The following is a 21,886-nucleotide window of genomic DNA, read 5'->3' as shown; positions in this document are numbered from 1 at the left end:
CATTGGAGTTGAACATGCCCCGCATGACCCCCCTTGCTCTGGCGCTGTCTTCATTACTGATCGCCGGCCCGGTATTGGCGCAGCAGGCCTCTGCGCCGGCCAGTAAAGATGCCCGTACCCTCGACACGCTGATCGTCACCGGCACCCATGTGGCTGACCGCACAGTGGCAGAATCGCAATCGCCCATCGACATCATCACCCCGGAAACACTGGAGGCCACCGGCACCACCGAGCTGGCCACCGCCTTGGCACGCGCACTGCCCTCACTGAATTTCCCGCGCCCCGGCATGGCCGACGGCACCAGCGGTGTGCGTCCGGCGCAACTGCGCGGATTGTCACCGGATCAGGCGCTGGTGCTCGTCAATGGCAAGCGCCGCCATATTTCGGCGCTGGTGAATGTGAATGGCACGATCGGTCGTGGCTCGTCTGCAGTTGATCTGAACGCGATCCCCGTCGCCGCTATCGAACGCGTGGAAGTCCTGCGTGATGGTGCATCTGCACAATATGGATCTGATGCCATCGGCGGCGTCATCAATATCGTGCTCAAGGGCGCCGGCACTGGAGGCAGTATTGCACTGGGAGGCGGCCAGTATTCCAAGGGCGATGGCCAGCAGTGGCAACTGTCTGGTGATGCAGGCCTGACCCTGGGCGGCGGCGGCGGCACCATCCATTTGGCGGCACAAACCGGCCACCAAGACATGACCAATCGCTCCGGTACCTATCAAGGCACAGCGCCCAACACCGGCAATTTCCCGGGCGTGGGCGAAACAGCATTCAAGCTGGGCGACCCGGATGTGGATCAGACAGCACTGGCATTGAATGCCAATCTGGCCATTGGCGATCACGCCAGCCTGTATGTCACCGCCATGGCCAGTAACCGCGACATCACATCGTTCGCGTTCTATCGCTCCAAAAACCACAGCGGGCAAGGCGCACTGCTGGCGCAGGTTTACCCGAACGGCTATGTACCTGAAATCAATCAAGATGCGCACGACCGTAGCGTGGTGCTGGGCGCCAAGGGCACTGCCGACAATGGCCTGAACTGGGACTTCAGCTACAACTTCGGCGACAGTCTGCTGGGCTTTCGCACCCAGAACACCATCAACTATGCCTTGGGTGTGAGCAGCCCACTCAGCTTCTATGACGGCTCGCTGCAATACACCCAGCAAGTGTTGAACGCCGACTTCTCCAAGCCCATCGGGATTGGATTGGCGTATCCAGCCACCCTCTCCTTCGGTGCGGAATATCGCACCGAAGACTGGGCGCAGCGTGCGGGTGAGGCCAATTCGTATTTCGGTTCCGGTGCACAGGGCTTTGGCGGATTCACACCACGCAACGCCGGCAGTTACAACCGGCACAACTATGCGCTGTACGCGGGCCTGGAAGCTGATGTGTCCGACAAATTCTCGGGCGGTATCGCCGGGCGGTACGAAGACTATTCCGACTTCGGCAGTCAATTCTCCGGCAAGTTGTCACTGCGCTACGCCTTTACCGACAAGGTGGCCTTGCGTGGCACCGCCGCCACCGGCTTTCGTGCGCCTTCGTTGGCACAGCAGCACTATCAGGCGGTGACCACCAACATCAATAATGGTGTGGCCTTTGAAACCGGAACCTTCCCGGCCTCCGGCGCAGCCGCACAAGCGCTTGGTGCAGAGCAGCTCAAGCCGGAGACCTCACGGTCTTACAGCTTGGGTCTGGTGTTGCAACCGTTGGAGCGCGTGTATCTGACGATCGATGCCTACCAGATCAACGTCGATGACCGCATCGTGCTCTCATCCAATCTGAATATCGCCAACAATGCGGCGGCACAGGCACTGTTGGCCAGTCTCGGCATCACCAATGTCACCAGTGCGCGTTATTTCAACAATGCGATTGATACCCGTACGCAGGGCATCGACGTGGTGGGCACTTGGAATGTGCCGCTGGCGGCCAGTAGCCTTAACCTGACCGGCAGCTACAACTACAACAAATCCAAAGTCACACGCATTGCCCCCAACCCTGCCGCGTTGACAGCATTGGGGGCCAATTTGGAACGGATGGGGCGCGATGAACGTGGCCGCATCGAAGAAGGCGCACCACGCGACAAGTTCGCAGTGAACGCAAACTGGGCCCTGCAACATTGGGAGATCAATGCCGGAGCCACTCGCTATGGCCAGTTCACCGCGCGGAACGCCAGCAACCCGCTACAAGACCAGACCTTCGGGGCCAAATGGACGCTTGATCTATCCGTCAACTTCCGTCCTGACCAACACTGGACGATTACAGCGGGTGCTGACAATGCGTTGAACCAATACCCCGAACAAAATACCTACGCCAACTCCACATTCGGCCTGATACCTTACAGCCTGTACTCGCCGTATGGCTTCAATGGTGCGTATTACTACGGCAAGGTCAGCTACAAGTGGTGAGCTGAACACCTTATTCATTTCCACCTTCGCGCCCCGGTCATCCGGGGCGTTTTTTGTTCGAAGTGTTACCCGCACATGCGATGATCGTGGCATCGACCTTGCGGAGTACACATGCCACATCACACCCCCCTGATCGCGATTTTGGTGTATGGCTTCGTGCTGGCCTTTATTCTGGGCGCACTCGCCAATCGGCTGCGGCTGTCACCGCTGGTTGGCTACCTGGTTGCGGGCATCATCGTTGGGCCGTTCACGCCGGGCTTCGTGGGTGATGCGGAGTTGGCACCCCAGCTGGCCGAGATTGGTGTGATCCTGCTGATGTTCGGCGTCGGCCTGCACTTCTCGCTACGCGATCTGATGTCGGTGAGAAACATCGCGATCCCCGGCGCGGTGGCGCAAATCTCCGTCGCCACCCTATTGGGCTTGGGTTTGGCCGAATTGATGGGCTGGTCGCATCTTGAAGGGTTGGTGTTCGGGTTTTCGCTGGCCACCGCCAGCACCGTGGTGCTGCTGCGGGCGATGGAAGAGCGTCGCTTGCTGGATACACGGCGCGGCAAAATCGCGGTGGGTTGGCTGATCGTAGAAGATCTGGCCTGCGTCATCGCACTGGTGTTGATTCCGGCACTGGCCGGCGCGCTGGGTGGCAGCGAAGCGGTAGGCATCGGCGGCATTCTCAAAGCGCTGGCCATCACCTTTGGCAAGGTCGCCGCCTTCGTCGCCTTCATGCTGATCGTCGGCCGCAAGGCAATCCCGTGGATACTCGAACGCATTGCAGGCACCGGCTCGCGTGAATTGTTCACATTGGCAGTGCTGTCCATCGCGATGGGCGTGGCGTTTGGCTCGGCAGCGATGTTCGGTGTGAGCTTCGCACTGGGCGCATTCTTCGCCGGCATGCTGCTCAACGAATCCGAGTTCAGCCATCAGGCCGCACAAGATTCACTGCCGATGCGCGATGCGTTCGCAGTGCTGTTTTTTGTGTCGGTGGGCATGCTGTTCAATCCCAATATTCTGGTCGAGCATCCGTGGCAAGTGCTGGCTACCACGCTCATCATCGTGTTTGGAAAATCGGCCGCCGCCTACCTGATCGTGCGGGCATTCGGGCATCCCAATTCCACGGCGCTGACCATTTCCACCAGTCTGGCCCAAATTGGCGAATTCGCTTTCATCATCGCCGGGCTTGGCTTGTCACTTAAAATCCTGCCGAAGGAAGGCCATGATCTGGTGCTGGCCGGCGCACTGATTTCGATCATGCTCAACCCGATCCTGTTCATGGGGCTGGATCGCTGGCAGGCACGAGAGGACGCACGCAACGCCGCCAATGCCGAACCAGAACCCGAGGTGGTACCGGTGGATATTTGCAACCACGCCATCGTGGTGGGTTACGGCCGCGTGGGCAGCCAGCTTGCCCATCTGCTGCGTGAACGTGGCGTGCCCTTGGTCATCATCGAAGATGATTCCGATTTGGTGGCACAAGCACGCGCCAATGGCCTACCCACCGTGCGCGGCAATGCTGCAAACCAACGCGTCTTGCAGGAAGCTGCACCGGTACGCGCAAAGCTTGCCGTATTCGCGATTCCGCAAGCCCTGGAAGCTGGCGAAACCATCCAGCGCTTGAAAGCGCTTAATCCCGCCATCAGCGTCCTGGCGCGTGCGCACAGCGAAACCCAGGTCAGGTATTTACTCGAACACGGTGCCGATGCGGCCGTTTTGGCAGAACGCGAATTGGCCTACTCGCTGGCGGATATGGTGATGGCCTCACCGCCATGGCGTGTCCCCAGCAAGGCGGCTGTTTAACGCACTCGCCCGGGGATCGGGCGCGCCCGGTCGGCAGTTGACGTAGTGAGCTGCGCGATGAATTTGTTGACCACAAGATCGGTACTGAACCGCGCAGCACTGGCGGGGGCCGCCGCCGCCATCGCCTGCCGGCGAGGGCTGTCATCGATCAGGCGACCAATCAAGTCAGCCAAATCATGGGGGGCATCGCCACGCCACAGCAAACCAGTCTCGCCGGCGATCATCGCTTCAGGCAGACCACCGCGATCACGCGCAATGACCGGCACACCGCAGGCTTGCGCCTCGGCCACCACCCGCCCAAAGGTTTCCTCTTCCTCGGAAGGGCACACCAGCAAATCCAGCGCCGGGTACACCGCCGCGGTGTCATCGCACCAGGGAATGAAGTGATGGCGCGCCGCCTGCCCGACCGCATCCACAACAGCGCGCGTGGCCGCAAGTTCGGCACCTTCGCCCAGCCACAACATCGCCGTACCAGCACGCTCTTGCATCACCTCGATCATCGCTTGTCGCAATGGGGCAACTCCTTTGCCGGTGGTATGCCTGCCAACAAACCCCGCCAGCACCACATCGTCCGCAATGCACAACTCGCGGCGCAATGTTGCGCGAGCTGCAGCCGATGGATGAAAGCGACACATATCAATCGGGTTATGCACGATGTGCAGACAGCGCGCAGGCACGCCATCGTTGATCAACCGTTGGCGCGCAAATTCGGACACTACGAAATAGCGTTTGGCCAAGCGTGGCATCCAATAACGGGTGACCCGGCTGCGGATATACGTCAGATGACGAAACGCAGCCAGCGGCGTCCCGGTGAACAGCGAAGCGAACAGCAACGGCCAATGATGCTTGCCATGTGCTGCCACCAACCAGTCGGCATGCAGCGTGCGTACCGCCTGCAGCACCTTGCGAAATGCACGCGGGTCTTCACCGCCGCGAAAGCGGGTTTCCCTCAGCTGGATGCCGGGCACTTGCCGCATCGCGACCGCCATTTCACTGTCCGCACGCACCACCGCAATCACCCCATGACCCGCACTGGCGCACCCACGCGCAAGCTCCAGAAAAGCCTGCTCGGTGCCCCACAACTTGCGGCTGGCATCCACGAACACGAAATTCATCTGCGCAACTCGGCATAGGGTGTGGCCGCATACAGCACGAACTTGGAAATCCCGCGCCCACCATTGATGGAGATGCGCGGCAACTGCAGTGGGTCGTCACTTGGCCGTGCAATACCTTTGCGGGTGGTGGTGGCAGTGACATAACCGGCCTGCCGCGCCGCCTCGACAACCGCTGCATTGTGGTCGCCATATGGGTAGCAAAAGTGCTCAACCGGTGCCCCTGTCAACGCTTGCAAGCGTTGCCGGCTCTCACTCAATTCTGCGGCCAGGGCGGCCGGATCCAACCGATCCAGATGCGGGTGGGTCCGGGTATGCGAGCCGATCTCCAAACCTTGCTGGTGCCATGTGCGTAACTCGCCCTCACTCATCATCGCTCGCGGCACACCTAACACGGCATCCCATGCATTGTTGCCACCGATGGTGTCGGTGACCACATAGCACGTCGCGCCAAAACCATGGCGTTTCAGAATCGGGGCAGCGTTTCGCACATTGTCCTGATAGCCATCATCCAGCGTGATGGCAACCAGCTTCCCGGCGTTGCCCGCGCGTAAAGCGCGATAACCCTCGCTCATGGACACGCCACGCATGCCCAATCGGGCCAACCAGCGACACTGGCGCTCAAACATATCCGGGCTGACATGCAGCTTGGGCAGTGGGGTCCCCGCCGGTGCGCGGTCGATGCTGTGATAGGTAAAGATGCGCAACCCGTTACCGTACATCGCCTTGGCCGCCATAAAGGTATTCAACGTCTGGGTATCACCAATTCACGCCATATTAACGTATGCAGCATGCAATGACCTGCATCGCACTGTCGTTGCCCGGTGCCTGGAACATCCATCTCAGGCAGGCTCGTCCAACTTTCAACTGACTGCAGGACAGCGCACACTGCGTCCTTCATCGCCGCCACTGGAGCGCCCCATGCGCCATGCGCTATTCCTGCATCGTTCATCCTTGGCTGCCCTGCTATTGGCCCTGTGTGCGTGCGCGCAGGCCGACACCTCCGCGCCACTGCGCGTGCAACTGCCCGCCGCCGCCGCGGCCAGTGCCGCTGGTCGCTTGCTGCTGTTTGCGGAACCTGCCGCGCAGGCACTGGCCAAGGCGAAGGATGGCAACGTGTTGGAGGTCAATGCCAGCCCGTTTGGCGGTGCCGACGACGCCAGCATGGCCGCGATGGATATTGCACGCTTGGCCCCCGGGCAATCGCTTGCGGTAGATACCGACACGCTCGCGTGGCCAACGTCGTTTTCGAAATTGGCCGATGGCGAGTATTACGTGCAAGCGGTGCTGGATGTGGCCGGCGATGACAATTACGGCGGACGCGGTGCCGATGACATCTTGAGCGCGCCAGTCAAAGTGACGCTGGGCAAGGCCGCCACACCCACCACCTTGGTACTGGATCAACGGCTGCCGGCAGCGGGGGACCCGTGGCAATTGCCTCCTCGCTTTTCCGAGGCCATTCGCAAGGCGGCACCCGCGGCAAAAGCGGCCACCCGTGAAATTGATTTCATCAGCCCCGCGCTCAGTGCATTCTGGGGGCGCCCCATCCATATGCACGGTTGGGTGGTCCTGCCCCCCGGCTACGACGGTGCCGCACCGGCGCGCTACCCGGTGCTGTATTTCACCCACGGCTTTGGCGGCAACCAACGCGGCTTGATTGGCACCGCCGTCAATGCCTATACCGGCATGCAGTCGGGTGAATTGCCACCGATGATCTGGGTCTTGCTGGACGAATCCAGCGCCACCGGTACCCACGAGTTTGCCGATTCGGTCAATAACGGCCCGTGGGGGCAAGCATTGACGGAAGAATTGATCCCCCATCTGGAAAGCACCTATCGGATGGATGGCAAAGCCTCCGGCCGCTTCCTCAACGGCCATTCCTCCGGTGGCTGGGCCACACTGTGGCTGCAAGTGCGCTATCCGAAACTGTTTGGCGGTACATGGTCCACCTCGCCCGACTCCAGCGTATTCGATGACTTCTGCGGTATCGACTTGTACGCCGCCAATGCCAATGTCTATCGCAAACCGGATGGCAGCCCGTACCCCATCATGCGTGACAAAGGCAAGGTACAAGCCAGCTTCGAACAATTCGCCCGGATGGAAGAAACGACCGGCCCGATAGGCGGGCAACTGGCGTCGTTTGAGTGGGTCTTCTCGCCACGCGGCACCGATGGTCGTCCAACCCCGATGTTCGATCGTGGCACCGGCAAGGTGGATCCGCAGGTCGTGGCGTACTGGGGCGCGCATTACGACATCGGCCGCATCCTGCGCACGCAATGGCCGCAACTCGAACCCGACCTCGACGGCAAACTGCACCTCTATGTAGGCACCGCCGATACGTTCTATCTGGACGGCGCTGCCTACAAGCTCAAGGCGGTACTGGACGGCTTGGGCGCCAAGTCGGATTTCCGTTTTGTGCCCGGCCGCACCCACTTTGACCTGTATGTGGAGGGCAGCGACCGCCAAGCACTGATGAAAGATATCGCGTGGCAGATGTATGCCATCGCTCGGCCCGGCGCCAAACGGCCCGCAAGGAAACCGACGGGCAAACTGACAGCCCATGCCGAGTAGTCAAATCGCAGAATGCGTGCCCTGTTCCTGCAACTCTGCAATGCAGGCACGCAACCGGCGATAGCCCTCCACCAGACGCGGCCCGGGGCGGCCCAGATAGGCTTCGGAAATGGCATGGATGCGTCCATGCCGCAGCGCAGGCAGGGCCGCCCAGCCGTCGCGCCGAATGACAATCTCGGCGCGATAGTTCTCCTCTTTCACCCCGCACCAGCTCATCACCACCACGTCGGGGGCGGCAGCCAGCACGCGCGGATGGTCCAGCGGCAAACTCTTCGCGTCTTCATCGGCCCATGGGTTGCAGCCACCGGCGCGCTCGATCAGATCCGTGACCCACGAGAACCTGGCGGGCGCAATCACCGGTTTTGGCCACCACTCCACCAACACCTTGGGCCGATCACCTGCCACTGCCACAGCCGGCATCAAAGCCTCCATCTGCGCCACCAGTGCCGCGCCACGTGCGGGCACGCCCAGCGCATCGGCAATGGCTTGAATATCGGCATACACATCTTGCAGTGATTGCGGATCACACACCAGCACCGCAAGACCCGCATCGCGCAATGCGTGTACTACCTTCTCATGCCCCGGCACCGTCAGCGACGTCAGTACCAACTCGGGCTTGAGCGCCAGCACCGCGTCGATATTCAAGTCCAGATCGCGCCCCGTCTTAGGCAGCGCGGCCACCACATCGGGGGGATAGTCCGAATCACTGTCCACCCCGACCAGCATCTGCGCGCAGCCCAACGCGCAGACAATTTCGGTATTCGAGCAGGTATGCGAAAACACCCGCATCACGGTCACGATCGAACTGGCGCAGACAACCGCACCAGCCCTGGCCCGCACGTCACCGCCACACTCCAGTGCGACCCGCATCGGAATGCCCGGCTTGGCCGTGTTCGCTCCCGTACTTGAATACCATCCGAACTCCCCGCGCATTGCCGCACAATTGCGGCCGCTATCATACGCACGCTAGCAAACTCACCACGATCACGGAGATTCGCATGTTGAAATTCTGGCTTGCCGCCACACTGGTGCTCTCGATGTTGTTCAGTCGCAGCGCTTTCGCACAGCAAGCAGGCCAGCTTGTGGTTGACGTGTCACCATTCACCAGCGAACAGACGCTGCCAAAGAAAGTCGACAAGCAGCTGCGTAGTGGCGGCATCGAATGGGGCGTGAAGGATGGTCTGTTGGTATTCACCATGGTGGCCAAGCAGTTCATCGACTATCCAATCAATCACATGACCCGCTACGGCCAATCCGAGACGATCGAACTTCCCGCCGGTGACTATCGAATTACCGGCATCGGGCTGGAAATGACGACCGCCTTCAGCGTGCAAAAGATCCTCGACAAGGGTGCGTATGTGAACGAAGACGTGGTGGCATTCCGCATCGAGCCAGGCCAAACCACCACGCTGCATATCAAGCCGGTCATCTACAAGGACGCGACGTTTGCGGTGAACTTCTGGATGCCCACCCTGATGGCAAGCCTGTCGACCAACGGCGACAGCGCATCGCCAGAGATCGCCCTCAACCAGCGGCTGCCAACGTCCATCCGTTGGCCAGACTACAAAGGCCCGCTCAAATTTGTTGCCAGGTAAAACGGGCATCGCCCCGGCCGGTATCCGCGCCGGGGCATGGCATCACTTGACGAACACCAGCCTGCCACCCTCAGCGTCCACCTTGACCACGTCGCCATTGCCGAACTGGCCGGACAGGATTTGCTGCGCCAGCGGGTTTTCCAGTTGTTGCTGGATGGCGCGCTTGAGCGGACGGGCGCCGTAGACCGGATCAAAGCCGACATTCCCGAGCAGGTCGAACGCCGCATCGGATAGTTCGATGCGAATGCCGCGTTCGCCCAGACGCTTTTCCAGACTGCGCAATTGGATGCGCGCAATCTGTTTGATCTGCGCCTTGTCCAGCGGGTGGAACACCACGATGTCATCCAGCCGGTTGATGAACTCGGGACGAAAATGCGCTTGCACCACCCCCATCACCGCGGCCTTCATCTGGAGGTAAGCCTCGGCTGAATCGTCGCCGGCCAGCTCCTGAATCTGATGGCTGCCAAGGTTGCTGGTCATCACGATGACCGCGTTGCGGAAATCCACGGTGCGGCCTTGACCATCGGTGAGGCGGCCATCGTCGAGCACTTGCAGCAGGATGTTGAACACATCCGGATGCGCTTTCTCCACTTCGTCCAGCAAGATCACGCTATACGGGCGGCGGCGCACGGCCTCGGTCAGATAGCCGCCTTCTTCATAACCCACATAGCCGGGCGGCGCGCCGATCAGCCGGCTGACGCTGTGCTTTTCCATGAACTCGCTCATGTCGATGCGCACCATCGCATCGCTGGAGTCGAACAGGAAGTCGGCCAACGCCTTGCACAGCTCGGTCTTGCCCACGCCGGTCGGGCCGAGGAACAGGAATGAGCCGCTGGGGCGATCAGGATCAGACAGCCCTGCGCGCGAACGGCGCACCGCATCCGACACCGCTTTGATCGCTTCCTCCTGCCCGACCACGCGGGTGTGCAGCTGCGCTTCCATCTGCAGGAGTTTTTCGCGCTCGCCTTCCAGCATCTTGGACACTGGAATGCCGGTCCAGCGCGCCACCACTTGCGCAATTTCCTCGGCGGTCACTTTGTCTTGCAGCAGGGTGAAGCCACGGGTCTCGGCTTCCTGCGCGGCGGCAAGCTGCTTTTCCAATTGCGGAATCTGCCCATACTGAATTTCGCTCATGCGCGCGTAATCCTGCCGGCGCTGTGCGGCTTCCAGTTCCAGCCGTGCGGCTTCGATCTGTTCCTTGACCTTGGTGGCCCCTTGCAAGGTGGCCTTCTCGGCCTTCCAGATTTCCTCCAGGTCGTTGAACTCGCGCTCCAGCGTATTGATCTCGGCTTCCAGATCGGCCAAGCGCTGTTTGGATTCGGCGTCTTTCTCTTTTTTCAGTGCCTCACGCTGGATTTTCAGCTGAATCAGGCGACGTTCCTTGCGGTCCATTTCTTCCGGCTTGGAGTCGATCTCCATGCGGATGCGCGAGGCCGCTTCGTCCATCAAGTCGATGGCCTTGTCCGGCAATTGGCGATCCGCGATGTAGCGGTTGGAGAGCGTGGCGGCGGCAACGATCGCAGGATCGGTGATTTCCACCCCGTGATGCACCGCGTAGCGTTCTTTCAGGCCGCGCAAAATGGCAATGGTGTCCTCCACCGTGGGCTCCCCGACGAACACCTTCTGGAAGCGGCGCTCCAGCGCAGCATCCTTCTCCACGTACTTGCGGTATTCGTCCAGGGTGGTGGCGCCGATGCAGTGCAGCTCGCCGCGCGCCAGCGCCGGTTTCAGCATGTTGCCGGCATCCATACTGCCTTCGGCCTTGCCCGCGCCGACCATCGTGTGCAGCTCGTCGATAAACAGAATGATCTGGCCTTCGTTCTTCGACAGATCGTTGAGCACCGCCTTCAGGCGTTCCTCGAACTCACCACGGAACTTCGCGCCCGCAATCAACGCGCCCATATCCAGCGACAACAAGCGCTTGCCGCGCAGGCCTTCGGGCACCTCGTTGTTGACGATACGCTGGGCAAGCCCTTCCACAATCGCGGTCTTGCCCACGCCAGGTTCGCCGATCAGCACCGGATTGTTCTTGGTGCGCCGCTGCAAGACTTGAATGGTGCGGCGGATTTCTTCGTCGCGGCCCACTACTGGATCCAACTTGCCGGACTCGGCGCGGGCAGTCAGGTCGATGGTGTATTTCTCCAGCGCCTGACGCGCCTCTTCGGCGTTTTCGTCGGTCACTTTCTCGCCCCCACGCAATTTCTCGATCGCCGCCTCAAGTTTCTGCTTGTTCGCACCCGCAGCCTTCAACACTTTGCCGGTATCGCCGCTATCGTCAATTGCAGCCAGCAAGAACAATTCGCTGGCGATAAAGGCATCGCCGCGTTGCTGCGCCAGTTTGTCCGTCACATTGAGCAGGCGCGACAAATCGTTGCCCACACTGACCGTGCCGGCCTGCCCGGAGACTTTCGGCAACTTGTCCAGCGCCTCGGCCAGGCGCAGCCGCAGATCGGCCGCATTCACACCGGCCTGCGCCAGCAATGGGCGGGTGCCGCCACCTTGTTGATCCAGCAAGGCCAGCAACAGGTGAGCAGGCTCAATCAGATTGTGATCGCGACCCACGGCCAGCGACTGCGCGTCGCTCAAAGCCTGCTGGAAGCGCGATGTAAGTTTGTCCATGCGCATGGGTAATTCCTAAATGAGAAGGCCACAAGAGGCCACTGTCCTGCACATGCGGGCGGGCTGCCGTGATTCAAGTCAAATCCCGAACAAGGGTTGGCTGCGGTATGGTTTGGCATCAACTTCGAGCCTCCCCCATGCCCCATCTTGCCCCCATTGCCAGCGCGCTGCTGCTGAGTGTTGCCCTTGCCACACCCGCCGGTGCCGCGCTTGCGCCCACCGAGCTGCGCATCAGCCGCGCCGCCGACGCCAGCCAAGCCCGCAGCACCGCCCTGCTCAAGCGATTGGTGGCGCAAAACAGTGGCACCTTCAACACCGCGGGAGTGACAGCGGTGGCAAACATGCTGCGCCCGGAATTCGAAGCACTTGGCTTCCAGGTGAACTTCAAACCCATGCCGGACAGCGGGCGCGCCGGACATTTGATTGCGATCCACCACGGCAACGGCAAGGGCAAGCGGGTGCTGCTGATTGGACATCTGGATACGGTGTTTGAGCCGGACAATCCGTTTACCGGCTTTCGCATCGAAGGCAAGCGCGCCTTCGGCCCCGGCGTAGGCGACGACAAGGGCGGCGTGGTGGTCATCCTGTCCGCACTGCGTGCTTTGCGCGATGCCGGCACACTGCAAGATGCCGATATCGAGGTGGTGCTGACCGGTGATGAGGAAGAAGTGGGGATGCCGGTCGCCCTTGCCCGCGCCGATTTGATCGCCGCCGGCAAACGCGCCGATGCGGCGCTGGATTTCGAAAATATCTCGCACCAGAACGGCCGCGAAATGGGTGCGGTGGCACGGCGCTCGTCCAACGAATGGACACTCACCGTGCATGGCGAATCCGGCCACAGCTCCGGTATTTTTTCCAAAGCCATGGGCGATGGTGCAGCGTTTGAGCTGGCACGGATTCTGGCCGCATTTCGCACTGAACTTCCAGAACCCAATTTGACCTTCAATGTGGGGTTGCTGGGCAGCGGCGAGCAGGCCACGTTCGATGCCAACAAGACCCGGCTCAGTGCCAGCGGCAAGGACAATATCGTGCCCGGCATTGCGCTTGCGCGTGGCGACTTCCGCACGCTCAGCCCCGAGCAAACCGCACGCGTCAGCGAAAAAATGCGCACGATTGTCAGCCGTCACCTGCCATTGACCAGCGCGAATATCACGATTGAAGAACACTACCCACCGATGGCCCCCACCGCTGGCAACCGTGCGTTGCTGGCAAAACTCAACAGCATCAATCGGGATCTGGGTTTGCCCGAACTCGGCGAGATTGACCCGCTAAGCCGCGGCGCGGGGGATATCGCGTTTGTGGCCCGCGATGTGGATGGCCTGGTGGGGATGGGCGCGTCCGGTGGCGACAGCCACGGTCCTGGCGAATATATCGAGCTGGACTCCCTTCCGCGCCAAGCCAAGCGCGCTGCACTGCTGATTTATCGGCTCTCGCAAACACCGCGCTGAGTCAGTTCAGGCCTGCATCCACACCAGCGTAGCGATGCGACCGCCGCGCTGATCACGGCGGTGCGAGAAAAACCGTGCCGGATCCGAAATCGTGCACTGCTCGCCCCCAAATACCGCCGTCACCCCCACCGCCTGCAAACGCTGGCGCGCCAAGGCGTACAGGTCCACCTTCCAATGCCCCGGACGGGTGGCCACAAACGCCGCTGCCGCCGCGGGATCGCGCTGCACAAATGCAGCAAAGACGTCTTCACCGATTTCGTACGCTTGCGGGCCGGCAGCGGGACCCAACCACGCCATCAATTGCTGCGCCGGGGTGCGCATCGCGCCCACCGTAGCCTCCAGCACCCCCGCGCACAACCCGCGCCAACCGGCATGCGCCGCGCCAATGTCATCACCGGCTCTCGATGCAAGCACCACTGGCAAGCAGTCGGCGGTAAGAATGGCCAGCACCCTGCCGGGCGTTGCTGTCACCGCGGCGTCAGCTTCGGGCTCATCGAAGCCCGGCTCCACTGCAACAGCAACACCATGCACCTGGCGCAGCCAACGCGGCGACGACGGCAAGTGCAAGGCGGCTTGCAACTGGCGGCGGTTTTCAATCACCGCATCCACGTCATCACCGCAGCGCGAGCCCAGATTGAAATGGTCGAAGGGTGCCGTGGATACGCCCAAGCCATGCCGCAAGCTGGTCAACGCATGCACGCCGGGCGGTGCCGGCCAATCGGCATGCAAAAACGCGCTCATCGGCGCGCCCGCTCGATAGCGGCGTGGCTGGCGGCATCCGCACGCAGCTGGTGCATGAGCTGCTGCATATCCGCTGGCAACGGCGCTTCGCAACGCACTGGCGCACCGCTGACCGGGTGCATGAACTCCAGTACTTCGGCATGCAAGGCTTGGCGCTTGAAGCCGCGCAGGCAAGCGATCAATTCCTCCGACGCGCCCTTGGGCAGCCGCAAGGAGCCGCCATACAGCGGGTCGCCGATGATGGGATACTTCAGATGCGCCAAATGCACGCGGATCTGGTGGGTACGCCCCGTTTCCAAGCGGCATTCCAGCGCGGTATGGCTGCGAAAACGCTCACGCAAACGGTAATGGGTAATGGCGTCTTTGCCATCCTCGCGCACCGCCATACGCAGGCGGTCGCGCGGGTGACGGTCGATGGCGGCGTTGGCGGTGCCGCCGGCCACCAGCGCCCCCAATACCACCGCGAGGTATTGCCGATGCACGTCGCGCGCCGATAGCTGCGCGACCAATGCAGTCTGGGCCACCAGGGTGCGTGCCACCACCATCACCCCGCTGGTGTCTTTGTCCAACCGATGCACGATACCGGCGCGCGGCAACTTGTCCAGCGCCGGGTCGCGATGCAGCAAAGCGTTGACCAAGGTACCGGCCGGGTTGCCGGCACCCGGGTGCACCACCAAGCCGGCTGGCTTGTCGAGGACAAACACGTGTTCGTCTTCATACAAGATCGACAGAGGGATGTCTTCGGCCACGGCGTGGGTTTGCACTTCCTCCACCACATTCAGGGTGATGGTCTCGCCACCCCGCACGGGGTCGCGCGGGCGCGCCGGCGCGCCATCCACAGTGAGGTCGCCAGACTTGATCCAGGCGGATAATCGCGAGCGGGAATATTCCGGAAATAGTTCCGCGACGACGGCGTCCAACCGACGGCCGGCAACGGAATCGGGGACTTGGGCAATACGCAAGGCGTGTTCATTCATGGGAATCGGCGGGCGCCTCACGAAAAGGCGCGCATTCTGGCGTGGTTAAAGCTTGGGACTGGTATTATCCAGCCTTCATGCCCCCGGCGCCCGTTCGATGCCCATGATTTCGCGTTCCCCCTTGATTCGCACCACCCTCGTGCTTGCATTGGTCGTTGCCGCCACCGGTTGTTCGGGGGTCAAAGGCCTGTTCAAGAAGGACAAAGACAAGAACGAAGGCGTCCCGGTTGCCACCTTGTTCGACAAGGCTCATGACCAAATGGAGCATGGCAACTGGAGCAATGCTAACGAGACGTGGGGTCGCTTGATTGCCCAATATCCTTACGGTGCCTATACCGAACAGGCGATGATGGAGCAGGCTTACGCGCAGTTCAAAGCAGGCAAGCACGAGGATGCGATCTCCTCGATTGACCGCTTCATCCGCACCTACCCGACGCACAAGAACATCGCCTATTTCTACTATCTGCGTGGTCTGTCCAACATGGCGCGCAATACGGTGTTCATGGCGCGCACGTTCAAGCTGGATACCAGCACCCGCGACTTGGAAGCCCCCCAGCAGGCCTACAACGACTTCAACACCGTCTCTACTCGTTATCCCAACAGCCGCTACGCCGGCGATGCTCGCCAACGCATGGTGTATTTGCGCAACGAGTTCGCCCGCTTTGAGCTGAACACCGGTTTGTATTACCTGCGCCGCAGTGCTTGGGTGTCGGCTGCTGATCGCGCCACCTATCTGCTGGAAACCTATCCGCAGAGCGAATACCAATACGATGCCGTGGCCTTGCTGGCCGAAGCCTATACACGCATGGGCAATACGGCCTTGGCCGCCGATGCCAAGCGCGTGCTGGAGCAAAATGCACCGCAGCACCCGTGGCTGCATGGCAAATGGCCCAATGACCGTGGAATCATCAGCCGCTTGAATCCGTTTACCGGCGACGCGCGTTGAGTTGAAAAGGGGCCGCAGCGGCCCCTTTTTCTTGAGCCATTTTTTGTGCTACCCGCTTGACTCAATCACGCCAGCCATTGCTGATTGGGTAGCGCCGCTCGCGCCCAAACGCGCGCCGGCTGACTTTCGGGCCTGGCGCGGCTTGATGGCGCTTCCATTCACCAATCCGCACCAGCCGCAGCACTTTATCCACGATGGTTGCAGCAAAGCCCGCCGCAACGATCTCGGCATGGCCCTGTTCTTGATCCACATGCCGCAACAAGATTGCATCCAGCACGTCATATGGCGGCAGCGAGTCTTGGTCCAACTGGTTTTCACGCAACTCCGCCGAGGGTGGGCGGTCGATCACGGCCTGCGGAATCACCCGGTCGCCCACCGTGTTGCGCCAACGCGCCAAGGCAAAGACTTCAGTCTTGTACAGATCCTTGATCGGCGCATAGCCGCCGCACATATCGCCATAAATCGTGGCGTAACCCACCGCGTACTCACTCTTGTTGCCGGTGGTCAGCAGCAGGCCGCCCAGCTTGTTGGACAGCGCCATCAGCAAGGTGCCACGCGTACGCGATTGCAGGTTTTCTTCGGTGGCATCAGCAGGCTTGCCGGCAAACACCTCGGCCAGCGCATTCAAATAGCCTTGGAATGGGGTTTCGATGGGCAGCGCCAGCAACTTCACGCCCATCGCATCACATTGTTCCTGCGCCAGATCATTGGACAGCCCCGCCGTAAAGCGTGAGGGCATGCGCACGGCTGTCACGTTCTCCGCGCCCAGTGCATCCACCGCAATGGCCAACACGACCGAAGAATCAATGCCACCGGACAGCCCCACCCACGCCTGCTTGAAGCCGTTCTTTGCGCAGTAATCGCGGGTGCCACGCACCACCGCCCGCCACGCCAGCGCGTCGCGGCTTTCATCGCCGTCCACCGTCCATTGCAGGGGCGCAAAACGCTTTGCTTCGGCATCAAACTCCACCACCAGCCACTGCTCTTCAAATGCCACCGCCGCCGGATGCACGCTGCCGTCGCCATCGCACACCACCGATGCGCCATCGAAGACCAAGGCATCCTGCCCACCCACCACATTGAGGTAGGCAATCCCGGCACCAGTCTCGCGCGCGCGCTGCACCAGCAACGCATCGCGCTGGGCATGCTTGTCGTGCTCATACGGCGAGGCATTGGGCACCAGCACCAGTTGCGCGCCCTTGGCGACGGTACTGGCGATGGGTTCGGCAAACCACAGGTCTTCGCAAATCACCACGCCGACATCAATGCCGTTGATTTGGAATACGCAATCCTCGCGGTCCGGATCGACATCGAAATAACGGCGCTCATCAAACACCGCATAGTTGGGCAACTCGCGCTTGCGGTAGGTCTGCTCGATGACGCCATCGCGCAGCACGCTGGCGGCGTTATACACCACCGCACCCGCAGGCTGCGGCCAACCCACCACTGCGGTGATCCCCTGCACGCTGGCAGCAATGCGCTGGATGGCCTGCTCGCATTCGCGCAGAAAACTTGGGCGATACAACAAATCCTCGGGCGGATAACCCGACAGCGCCAACTCCGGAAACAGCACCACATCCGCGCCGTACTCGTCGCGTGCAGTGGTGATCCCATCGAGAATGCGTGCGGCATTGCCGGCCACATCGCCCACCGGAAAATCAAATTGCGCCATTGCGATGCGCAGCGTATTGGCCACGGTCATATCCCCGAGATCAGCATGTCGAGAGCCGCAAGGATGGTCAGGCGTTCGGCCGACAAATCCGCCTCATGCCTGCCAAGCATCTGCATCGGCACATTGGTGATCTGCGCTGCATCCATCACCAGCCGCTTGCCTGCAACCATCAGCACCGGCATCAGCCTTGCCACCAAAGGCCCCGCCAGTTGCGGTGCAATCAAGGGTACAACCACGCGCGACTGGGTGGCATCGATCAAATCACTTTGCACGATCAGCCAGTATGGAATGGTGCGCTTGGATGCGGCATCCGCATTCACATACGCGCAAAATTGATTCATGCAGCAGACGACGCCTTGAGTGCAGCCTTGAACGCACGCACATGATCACCGGCAAGCCCATCCCGCTCGATACGTGCGTTGTAGGCGGCGATCGCCTCGCGATTTTCTTCCAGCCACTTGGCACGTTTGCGTGCACGCACTTCGGCATCCAGCGCACGTTCCAGCGTGGCAGACAAGTTGATCTCCAGCGCCTTGGCGTCTTCCAGCAAGCCCTGATTGATACTGACATTGGTGGCACGCTTGCCGTAACCGGCGTAACGCTCTCGAATGCGCATGACATGACTCCCTTGTATGCGCATTAATCATGCGCACTTCAACTGTGCCCGTCAAGCCAGCCGGTTCGCCCAGCGTCATCTTTCGCCGCCGCGCTCCGCTAAAATGTACTCACTCCCCCTCAATCATCGCCGCGCCCAACCGGGCGCGGCACGCACGCTGGAGCACGACGCAATGGGTCTGGATCTTGTCCCCACCGGCAACAACCCGCCGGATGAAATCAATGTAGTCATCGAAATCCCGAAGGATGCCGAGCCGGTCAAGTACGAGGTGGATAAAGCCTCGGGCGCGATCTTCGTGGATCGCATCCTGTCCACGCCGATGCGCTACCCGTGCAATTACGGCTATGTGCCGTACACCGTGTGTGGCGATGGCGATCCGGCCGATGTGCTGGTGATCCTGCCGCTGCCGCTGGTGCCCGGCTCGGTGATTCGTTGCCGCCCGGTGGGTGTGCTGAAAATGAGCGATGAGGCCGGCAGCGACGAAAAAATCCTCGCCGTACCGGTGGACAAAGTGTTCAACGGCTACAGCCACATCGACGATATCGCCAAAGTCAGCAAGCACTGGCTACAGCGCATCGGCCACTTCTTCGAGCACTACAAGGATCTGGAAGACGGCAAGTGGGTGAAACTGGATGGTTGGGACGGCGTTGCCGAGGCGCGTAAGATCATTATCGAGGCGATCGAGCGCTACAACGCGAGCGACGACAAGCCGAAATTTTAATATGGCATTGCTGTTGCAACAAAAACCGCCGGCAGCAAGCCGGTGGTTTTTTGTTTTGCCAGGCATGCGCCACGCTTACATCCCACTCGCTTTATGCGGATACTTGGCAAAGATGCCAGTGATGGCCGCATCGATTTCACTCAATTTCTGTTCTGGCTTTTGTTTGGATCGTACCGGATTGCTGGCCGAGCCCGTCCACACCATGCGATTGCGTTTACCGTCCACCAAATCCACGGTCAACGTGCCTTCCTTGTAGCGCGACACTTGGGTTTCGTCATACCAAATCGGTACCGCGACATAGGCTTTGTGACGATAGCTGTAGAACCACTCGGTGTCGCTGCGCGGCACCGTCCATACGGCGGTTTTGTCTTCCACCACGCCTTGGAAATTCACCAGCAGGTCGGCCCCGCTCGTGGCAAAGCGATAACCGCGTGCTTCCATTTCTTTTTGTACATCGGCGCGGATACGCTCGGAAATCCAGCTGGAATAGCCAGACTGCTCCATCGCAATTGGCTGATAGAAACCCCATGTCTGGTACTGGCCGAAATTGGCAGTGGGGTCATGGTCGGTACGCACGGCAGGACCACTGGCACAGGCTGTCAAACCCAACAGGGATGTCATCAATATCGTTGCAGCGAGCAGACGCAAGGGGCGCAACATGGTGACTCTCCTCATCAGGCGATGGTTGGAATCATCGCACCACCAAACATACCCTGGCTGAACAAACCACGATGTGGCGCATAAAAAACGCCGGCGAGTGCCGGCGCTTTGCAAAACCCGTCCACCGCCGTGACCGGTGATCAGTGCTTGAGATTCTTGCGCAGACGCTCCAGCGCCTGCAACTGCGCGGTGACTTCGGCCAGACGTTGCTGCGCTTCGGCAATTTCCATCGCTTCACCACGCCGGGCAAGGATGCGTTCGGCTTCTTCCTTGGCTGTGCGCACCGCGGCTTCGTCGATTTCATCGGCGCGCACCGCAGTATCGGCCAGTACCGTCACCACCGTCGGCTGCACTTCCAGAATGCCGCCGGAAATGGCGAAGTCCAATTTCTCGCCGCCGGCCAAGGTCACCACAACCTTGCCCGGCTTCAGGCGGGTGATCAGCGGCGCATGCTTGGGCGCGATGCCCAGCTCGCCGAGTTCACCGGTCGCCACAACCAGCTCGGCCTCGCCGTGGAAAATCTCGGCTTCGGCACTGACGATGTCGCAACGGAAGGTGGATGCCATGATGATTCCTTACGCCGCCAGCTTCTTGGCTTTTTCGACAGCCTCGTCGATCGAACCCACCATGTAGAACGCCTGTTCCGGCAGGTGGTCGTAGTCGCCGTCCACAATGCCCTTGAAGCCGCGGATGGTCTCCTTCAGCGGCACGTACTTGCCCTTCGAGCCGGTGAACACTTCGGCCACGGTGAACGGCTGGCTGAAGAAGCGCTCGATCTTGCGTGCACGCGCCACCGCTTGCTTGTCTTCTTCCGACAGCTCGTCCATGCCGAGGATCGCGATGATGTCCTTCAGTTCCTTGTACTTCTGCAAGGTGGACTGCACGCGGCGGGCGGTGTCGTAGTGCTCGTTGCCGATCACGTTCGGGTCCAGCTGGCGCGAGGTCGAGTCCAGCGGATCGACCGCCGGGTAGATGCCCAGCGAGGCGATGTTGCGCGACAGCACGACGGTGGCGTCGAGGTGGGCGAAGGTGGTCGCCGGCGACGGGTCGGTCAGGTCGTCCGCGGGCACGTACACGGCCTGGATCGAGGTGATCGAACCGGTCTTGGTCGAGGTGATGCGCTCCTGCAGCACGCCCATTTCCTCGGCCAGCGTGGGCTGGTAGCCCACCGCCGACGGCATGCGGCCCAGCAGCGCCGACACTTCGGTACCGGCCAGGGTGTAGCGGTAGATGTTGTCCACGAACAGCAGCACGTCGCGGCCTTCGTCGCGGAAGTATTCGGCCATGGTCAGGCCGGTCAGCGCGACGCGCAGGCGGTTGCCCGGCGGCTCGTTCATCTGGCCGTACACCATCGCCACCTTGGACTTGGCGTGCTCCTGCACGTTGACGACGCCCGATTCCTGCATTTCGTGATAGAAGTCGTTGCCTTCGCGGGTACGTTCACCCACACCGGCAAACACCGACAGACCGCTATGCTCGGTCGCGATATTGTTGATCAACTCCATCATGTTCACGGTCTTGCCCACGCCGGCGCCGCCGAACAGGCCAACCTTGCCGCCCTTGGCGAACGGGCACATCAGGTCGATCACCTTGATGCCGGTTTCCAGCAGCTCGGTGGTCGATGCCTGGTCTTCATACGAAGGCGCTGCGCGATGGATTTCCCATGTGGTGTCTGCGGCGACCGGGCCGGCCTCGTCAATCGGGTTGCCCAGCACGTCCATGATGCGGCCCAGCGTGCCGATACCCACCGGCACCGAAATCGCACGGCCGGTGTTGTCGGCCAGCAGGTTGCGCTTCAAGCCATCGGTGGAGCCCAGCGCAATGCAGCGCACCACGCCATCGCCCAGCTGTTGCTGCACTTCCAGCGTGATGCTGGTGTTTTGCACCTTCAGCGCGTCATACACCTTCGGCACGCTCTCGCGCGGGAACTCGACGTCAACGACCGCGCCGATGATCTGTACGACTTTGCCCTGGTTGCTCATGGTTATTTCCTCTGAATCTCGATATCT

The 21,886-nt window shown here is 61.0% G+C and carries 19 protein-coding genes; 7 read left to right on the top strand and 12 right to left on the bottom strand.

Annotation, left to right across the window (positions count from 1 at the left end; genetic code table 11):
• The first annotated feature begins 14 nt into the window (after positions 1-14).
• On the top strand, positions 15-2,408 hold the full coding sequence (locus tag QWB57_RS05515; protein ID WP_288968664.1) for a TonB-dependent receptor: 2,394 nt from the start codon (positions 15-17) through the stop codon (positions 2,406-2,408).
• 111 nt (positions 2,409-2,519) lie between these two features.
• Positions 2,520-4,199, top strand: coding sequence for a YbaL family putative K(+) efflux transporter (gene ybaL / locus QWB57_RS05510; RefSeq protein WP_223626221.1), 1,680 nt, complete (start codon positions 2,520-2,522; stop codon positions 4,197-4,199).
• Here the strand turns inward: ybaL and QWB57_RS05505 are convergent.
• Complete coding sequence (locus tag QWB57_RS05505; RefSeq protein WP_288968663.1) at positions 4,196-5,314, bottom strand: glycosyltransferase family 4 protein; 1,119 nt, start codon at positions 5,312-5,314, stop codon at positions 4,196-4,198. The genes ybaL and QWB57_RS05505 overlap by 4 nt on opposite strands.
• A complete protein-coding gene (locus QWB57_RS05500; protein ID WP_288968662.1) occupies positions 5,311-6,060 on the bottom strand; it encodes a polysaccharide deacetylase family protein in 750 nt (249 codons plus the stop codon). The genes QWB57_RS05505 and QWB57_RS05500 overlap by 4 nt, the downstream gene beginning before the upstream one ends.
• 172 nt (positions 6,061-6,232) lie before the next feature.
• Between QWB57_RS05500 and QWB57_RS05495 the strand changes: the two genes are divergently transcribed.
• Complete coding sequence (locus QWB57_RS05495; protein ID WP_288968661.1) at positions 6,233-7,882, top strand: alpha/beta hydrolase-fold protein; 1,650 nt, start codon at positions 6,233-6,235, stop codon at positions 7,880-7,882.
• On the opposite strand, the gene QWB57_RS05490 is transcribed toward QWB57_RS05495, so the two are convergent.
• Positions 7,883-8,752 (bottom strand): helical backbone metal receptor, encoded by an 870-nt coding sequence (locus QWB57_RS05490; protein WP_288968659.1) that lies wholly within the window; start codon positions 8,750-8,752, stop codon positions 7,883-7,885.
• A gap of 128 nt (positions 8,753-8,880) precedes the next feature.
• On the opposite strand from QWB57_RS05490, the gene QWB57_RS05485 reads away from it, so the two are divergent.
• Positions 8,881-9,477, top strand: coding sequence for a hypothetical protein (locus QWB57_RS05485; RefSeq protein WP_223626211.1), 597 nt, complete (start codon positions 8,881-8,883; stop codon positions 9,475-9,477).
• A 42-nt stretch (positions 9,478-9,519) separates the two neighbouring features.
• Here QWB57_RS05485 and clpB read toward each other — a convergent pair whose 3' ends face one another.
• Positions 9,520-12,102 (bottom strand): ATP-dependent chaperone ClpB, encoded by a 2,583-nt coding sequence (gene clpB / locus QWB57_RS05480; RefSeq protein WP_223626208.1) that lies wholly within the window; start codon positions 12,100-12,102, stop codon positions 9,520-9,522.
• 131 nt (positions 12,103-12,233) lie between these two features.
• Between clpB and QWB57_RS05475 the strand changes: the two genes are divergently transcribed.
• Positions 12,234-13,544: a M20/M25/M40 family metallo-hydrolase gene (locus tag QWB57_RS05475; protein ID WP_288968658.1), complete on the top strand. Its 1,311-nt coding sequence runs from the start codon at positions 12,234-12,236 to the stop codon at positions 13,542-13,544.
• 6 nt (positions 13,545-13,550) lie between these two features.
• Here the strand turns inward: QWB57_RS05475 and pgeF are convergent, their stop codons facing one another.
• Together pgeF and rluD are read right to left on the bottom strand one after the other, a co-directional pair.
• On the bottom strand, positions 13,551-14,285 hold the full coding sequence (gene pgeF / locus QWB57_RS05470; RefSeq protein WP_288968657.1) for a peptidoglycan editing factor PgeF: 735 nt from the start codon (positions 14,283-14,285) through the stop codon (positions 13,551-13,553).
• On the bottom strand, positions 14,282-15,262 hold the full coding sequence (gene rluD / locus QWB57_RS05465) for a 23S rRNA pseudouridine(1911/1915/1917) synthase RluD (RefSeq protein WP_223626201.1): 981 nt from the start codon (positions 15,260-15,262) through the stop codon (positions 14,282-14,284). Before rluD ends, pgeF begins: the two co-directional genes overlap by 4 nt.
• A gap of 103 nt (positions 15,263-15,365) precedes the next feature.
• On the opposite strand from rluD, the gene QWB57_RS05460 reads away from it, so the two are divergent.
• Positions 15,366-16,208: an outer membrane protein assembly factor BamD gene (locus QWB57_RS05460; RefSeq protein WP_223626199.1), complete on the top strand. Its 843-nt coding sequence runs from the start codon at positions 15,366-15,368 to the stop codon at positions 16,206-16,208.
• Between the two features lie 61 nt (positions 16,209-16,269).
• On the opposite strand, the gene QWB57_RS05455 is transcribed toward QWB57_RS05460, so the two are convergent.
• Genes QWB57_RS05455 through QWB57_RS05445 form a run of 3 tightly spaced genes read right to left on the bottom strand, consistent with a single transcriptional unit; the run spans position 16,270 to position 18,496 of the window.
• Positions 16,270-17,910: an NAD+ synthase gene (locus QWB57_RS05455; RefSeq protein ID WP_288968653.1), complete on the bottom strand. Its 1,641-nt coding sequence runs from the start codon at positions 17,908-17,910 to the stop codon at positions 16,270-16,272.
• Positions 17,907-18,221, bottom strand: coding sequence for a CcdB family protein (locus QWB57_RS05450; protein WP_223626195.1), 315 nt, complete (start codon positions 18,219-18,221; stop codon positions 17,907-17,909). The genes QWB57_RS05455 and QWB57_RS05450 overlap by 4 nt, the downstream gene beginning before the upstream one ends.
• A complete protein-coding gene (locus QWB57_RS05445) occupies positions 18,218-18,496 on the bottom strand; it encodes a type II toxin-antitoxin system CcdA family antitoxin (protein ID WP_223626193.1) in 279 nt (92 codons plus the stop codon). Before QWB57_RS05445 ends, QWB57_RS05450 begins: the two co-directional genes overlap by 4 nt.
• 172 nt (positions 18,497-18,668) lie before the next feature.
• Here QWB57_RS05445 and ppa point away from each other — a divergent pair, with 172 nt between their 5' ends.
• Positions 18,669-19,217 (top strand): inorganic diphosphatase, encoded by a 549-nt coding sequence (gene ppa, locus QWB57_RS05440; protein WP_223627700.1) that lies wholly within the window; start codon positions 18,669-18,671, stop codon positions 19,215-19,217.
• Between the two features lie 75 nt (positions 19,218-19,292).
• On the opposite strand, the gene QWB57_RS05435 is transcribed toward ppa, so the two are convergent.
• From QWB57_RS05435 to atpD, 3 genes are all read right to left on the bottom strand, one after another.
• The gene (locus tag QWB57_RS05435; protein ID WP_288968652.1) at positions 19,293-19,838 is read right to left on the bottom strand and encodes a DUF4136 domain-containing protein; all 546 of its coding nucleotides are present in this window, start codon (positions 19,836-19,838) and stop codon (positions 19,293-19,295) included.
• A 179-nt stretch (positions 19,839-20,017) separates the two neighbouring features.
• Positions 20,018-20,443: a F0F1 ATP synthase subunit epsilon gene (locus QWB57_RS05430; protein ID WP_223626189.1), complete on the bottom strand. Its 426-nt coding sequence runs from the start codon at positions 20,441-20,443 to the stop codon at positions 20,018-20,020.
• A gap of 9 nt (positions 20,444-20,452) precedes the next feature.
• Positions 20,453-21,859 (bottom strand): F0F1 ATP synthase subunit beta, encoded by a 1,407-nt coding sequence (gene atpD / locus QWB57_RS05425; protein ID WP_223626187.1) that lies wholly within the window; start codon positions 21,857-21,859, stop codon positions 20,453-20,455.
• Positions 21,860-21,886 lie beyond the last annotated feature (27 nt).

This window comes from uncultured Thermomonas sp. (assembly GCF_937872235.1).
Classification (GTDB): Bacteria; Pseudomonadota; Gammaproteobacteria; order Xanthomonadales; family Xanthomonadaceae; genus Thermomonas; species Thermomonas beijingensis.
The sequence above is the reverse complement of the archived record's forward strand: the minus strand, read 5'-3'. Positions and strand labels throughout refer to the sequence as shown.

Coding starts and splice junctions, on each gene's coding strand:
- QWB57_RS05515 (WP_288968664.1), top strand. CDS start 15: ATGCCCCGCATGACCCCCCTTGCTCTGGCGCTGTCTTCATTACTGATC.
- ybaL (WP_223626221.1), top strand. CDS start 2,520: ATGCCACATCACACCCCCCTGATCGCGATTTTGGTGTATGGCTTCGTG.
- QWB57_RS05505 (WP_288968663.1), bottom strand. CDS start 5,314: ATGAATTTCGTGTTCGTGGATGCCAGCCGCAAGTTGTGGGGCACCGAG.
- QWB57_RS05495 (WP_288968661.1), top strand. CDS start 6,233: ATGCGCCATGCGCTATTCCTGCATCGTTCATCCTTGGCTGCCCTGCTA.
- QWB57_RS05490 (WP_288968659.1), bottom strand. CDS start 8,752: ATGCGGGTCGCACTGGAGTGTGGCGGTGACGTGCGGGCCAGGGCTGGT.
- QWB57_RS05485 (WP_223626211.1), top strand. CDS start 8,881: ATGTTGAAATTCTGGCTTGCCGCCACACTGGTGCTCTCGATGTTGTTC.
- clpB (WP_223626208.1), bottom strand. CDS start 12,102: ATGCGCATGGACAAACTTACATCGCGCTTCCAGCAGGCTTTGAGCGAC.
- QWB57_RS05475 (WP_288968658.1), top strand. CDS start 12,234: ATGCCCCATCTTGCCCCCATTGCCAGCGCGCTGCTGCTGAGTGTTGCC.
- pgeF (WP_288968657.1), bottom strand. CDS start 14,285: ATGAGCGCGTTTTTGCATGCCGATTGGCCGGCACCGCCCGGCGTGCAT.
- rluD (WP_223626201.1), bottom strand. CDS start 15,262: ATGAATGAACACGCCTTGCGTATTGCCCAAGTCCCCGATTCCGTTGCC.
- QWB57_RS05460 (WP_223626199.1), top strand. CDS start 15,366: ATGATTTCGCGTTCCCCCTTGATTCGCACCACCCTCGTGCTTGCATTG.
- QWB57_RS05455 (WP_288968653.1), bottom strand. CDS start 17,910: ATGACCGTGGCCAATACGCTGCGCATCGCAATGGCGCAATTTGATTTT.
- QWB57_RS05450 (WP_223626195.1), bottom strand. CDS start 18,221: ATGAATCAATTTTGCGCGTATGTGAATGCGGATGCCGCATCCAAGCGC.
- QWB57_RS05445 (WP_223626193.1), bottom strand. CDS start 18,496: ATGCGCATTCGAGAGCGTTACGCCGGTTACGGCAAGCGTGCCACCAAT.
- ppa (WP_223627700.1), top strand. CDS start 18,669: ATGGGTCTGGATCTTGTCCCCACCGGCAACAACCCGCCGGATGAAATC.
- QWB57_RS05435 (WP_288968652.1), bottom strand. CDS start 19,838: ATGACATCCCTGTTGGGTTTGACAGCCTGTGCCAGTGGTCCTGCCGTG.
- QWB57_RS05430 (WP_223626189.1), bottom strand. CDS start 20,443: ATGGCATCCACCTTCCGTTGCGACATCGTCAGTGCCGAAGCCGAGATT.
- atpD (WP_223626187.1), bottom strand. CDS start 21,859: ATGAGCAACCAGGGCAAAGTCGTACAGATCATCGGCGCGGTCGTTGAC.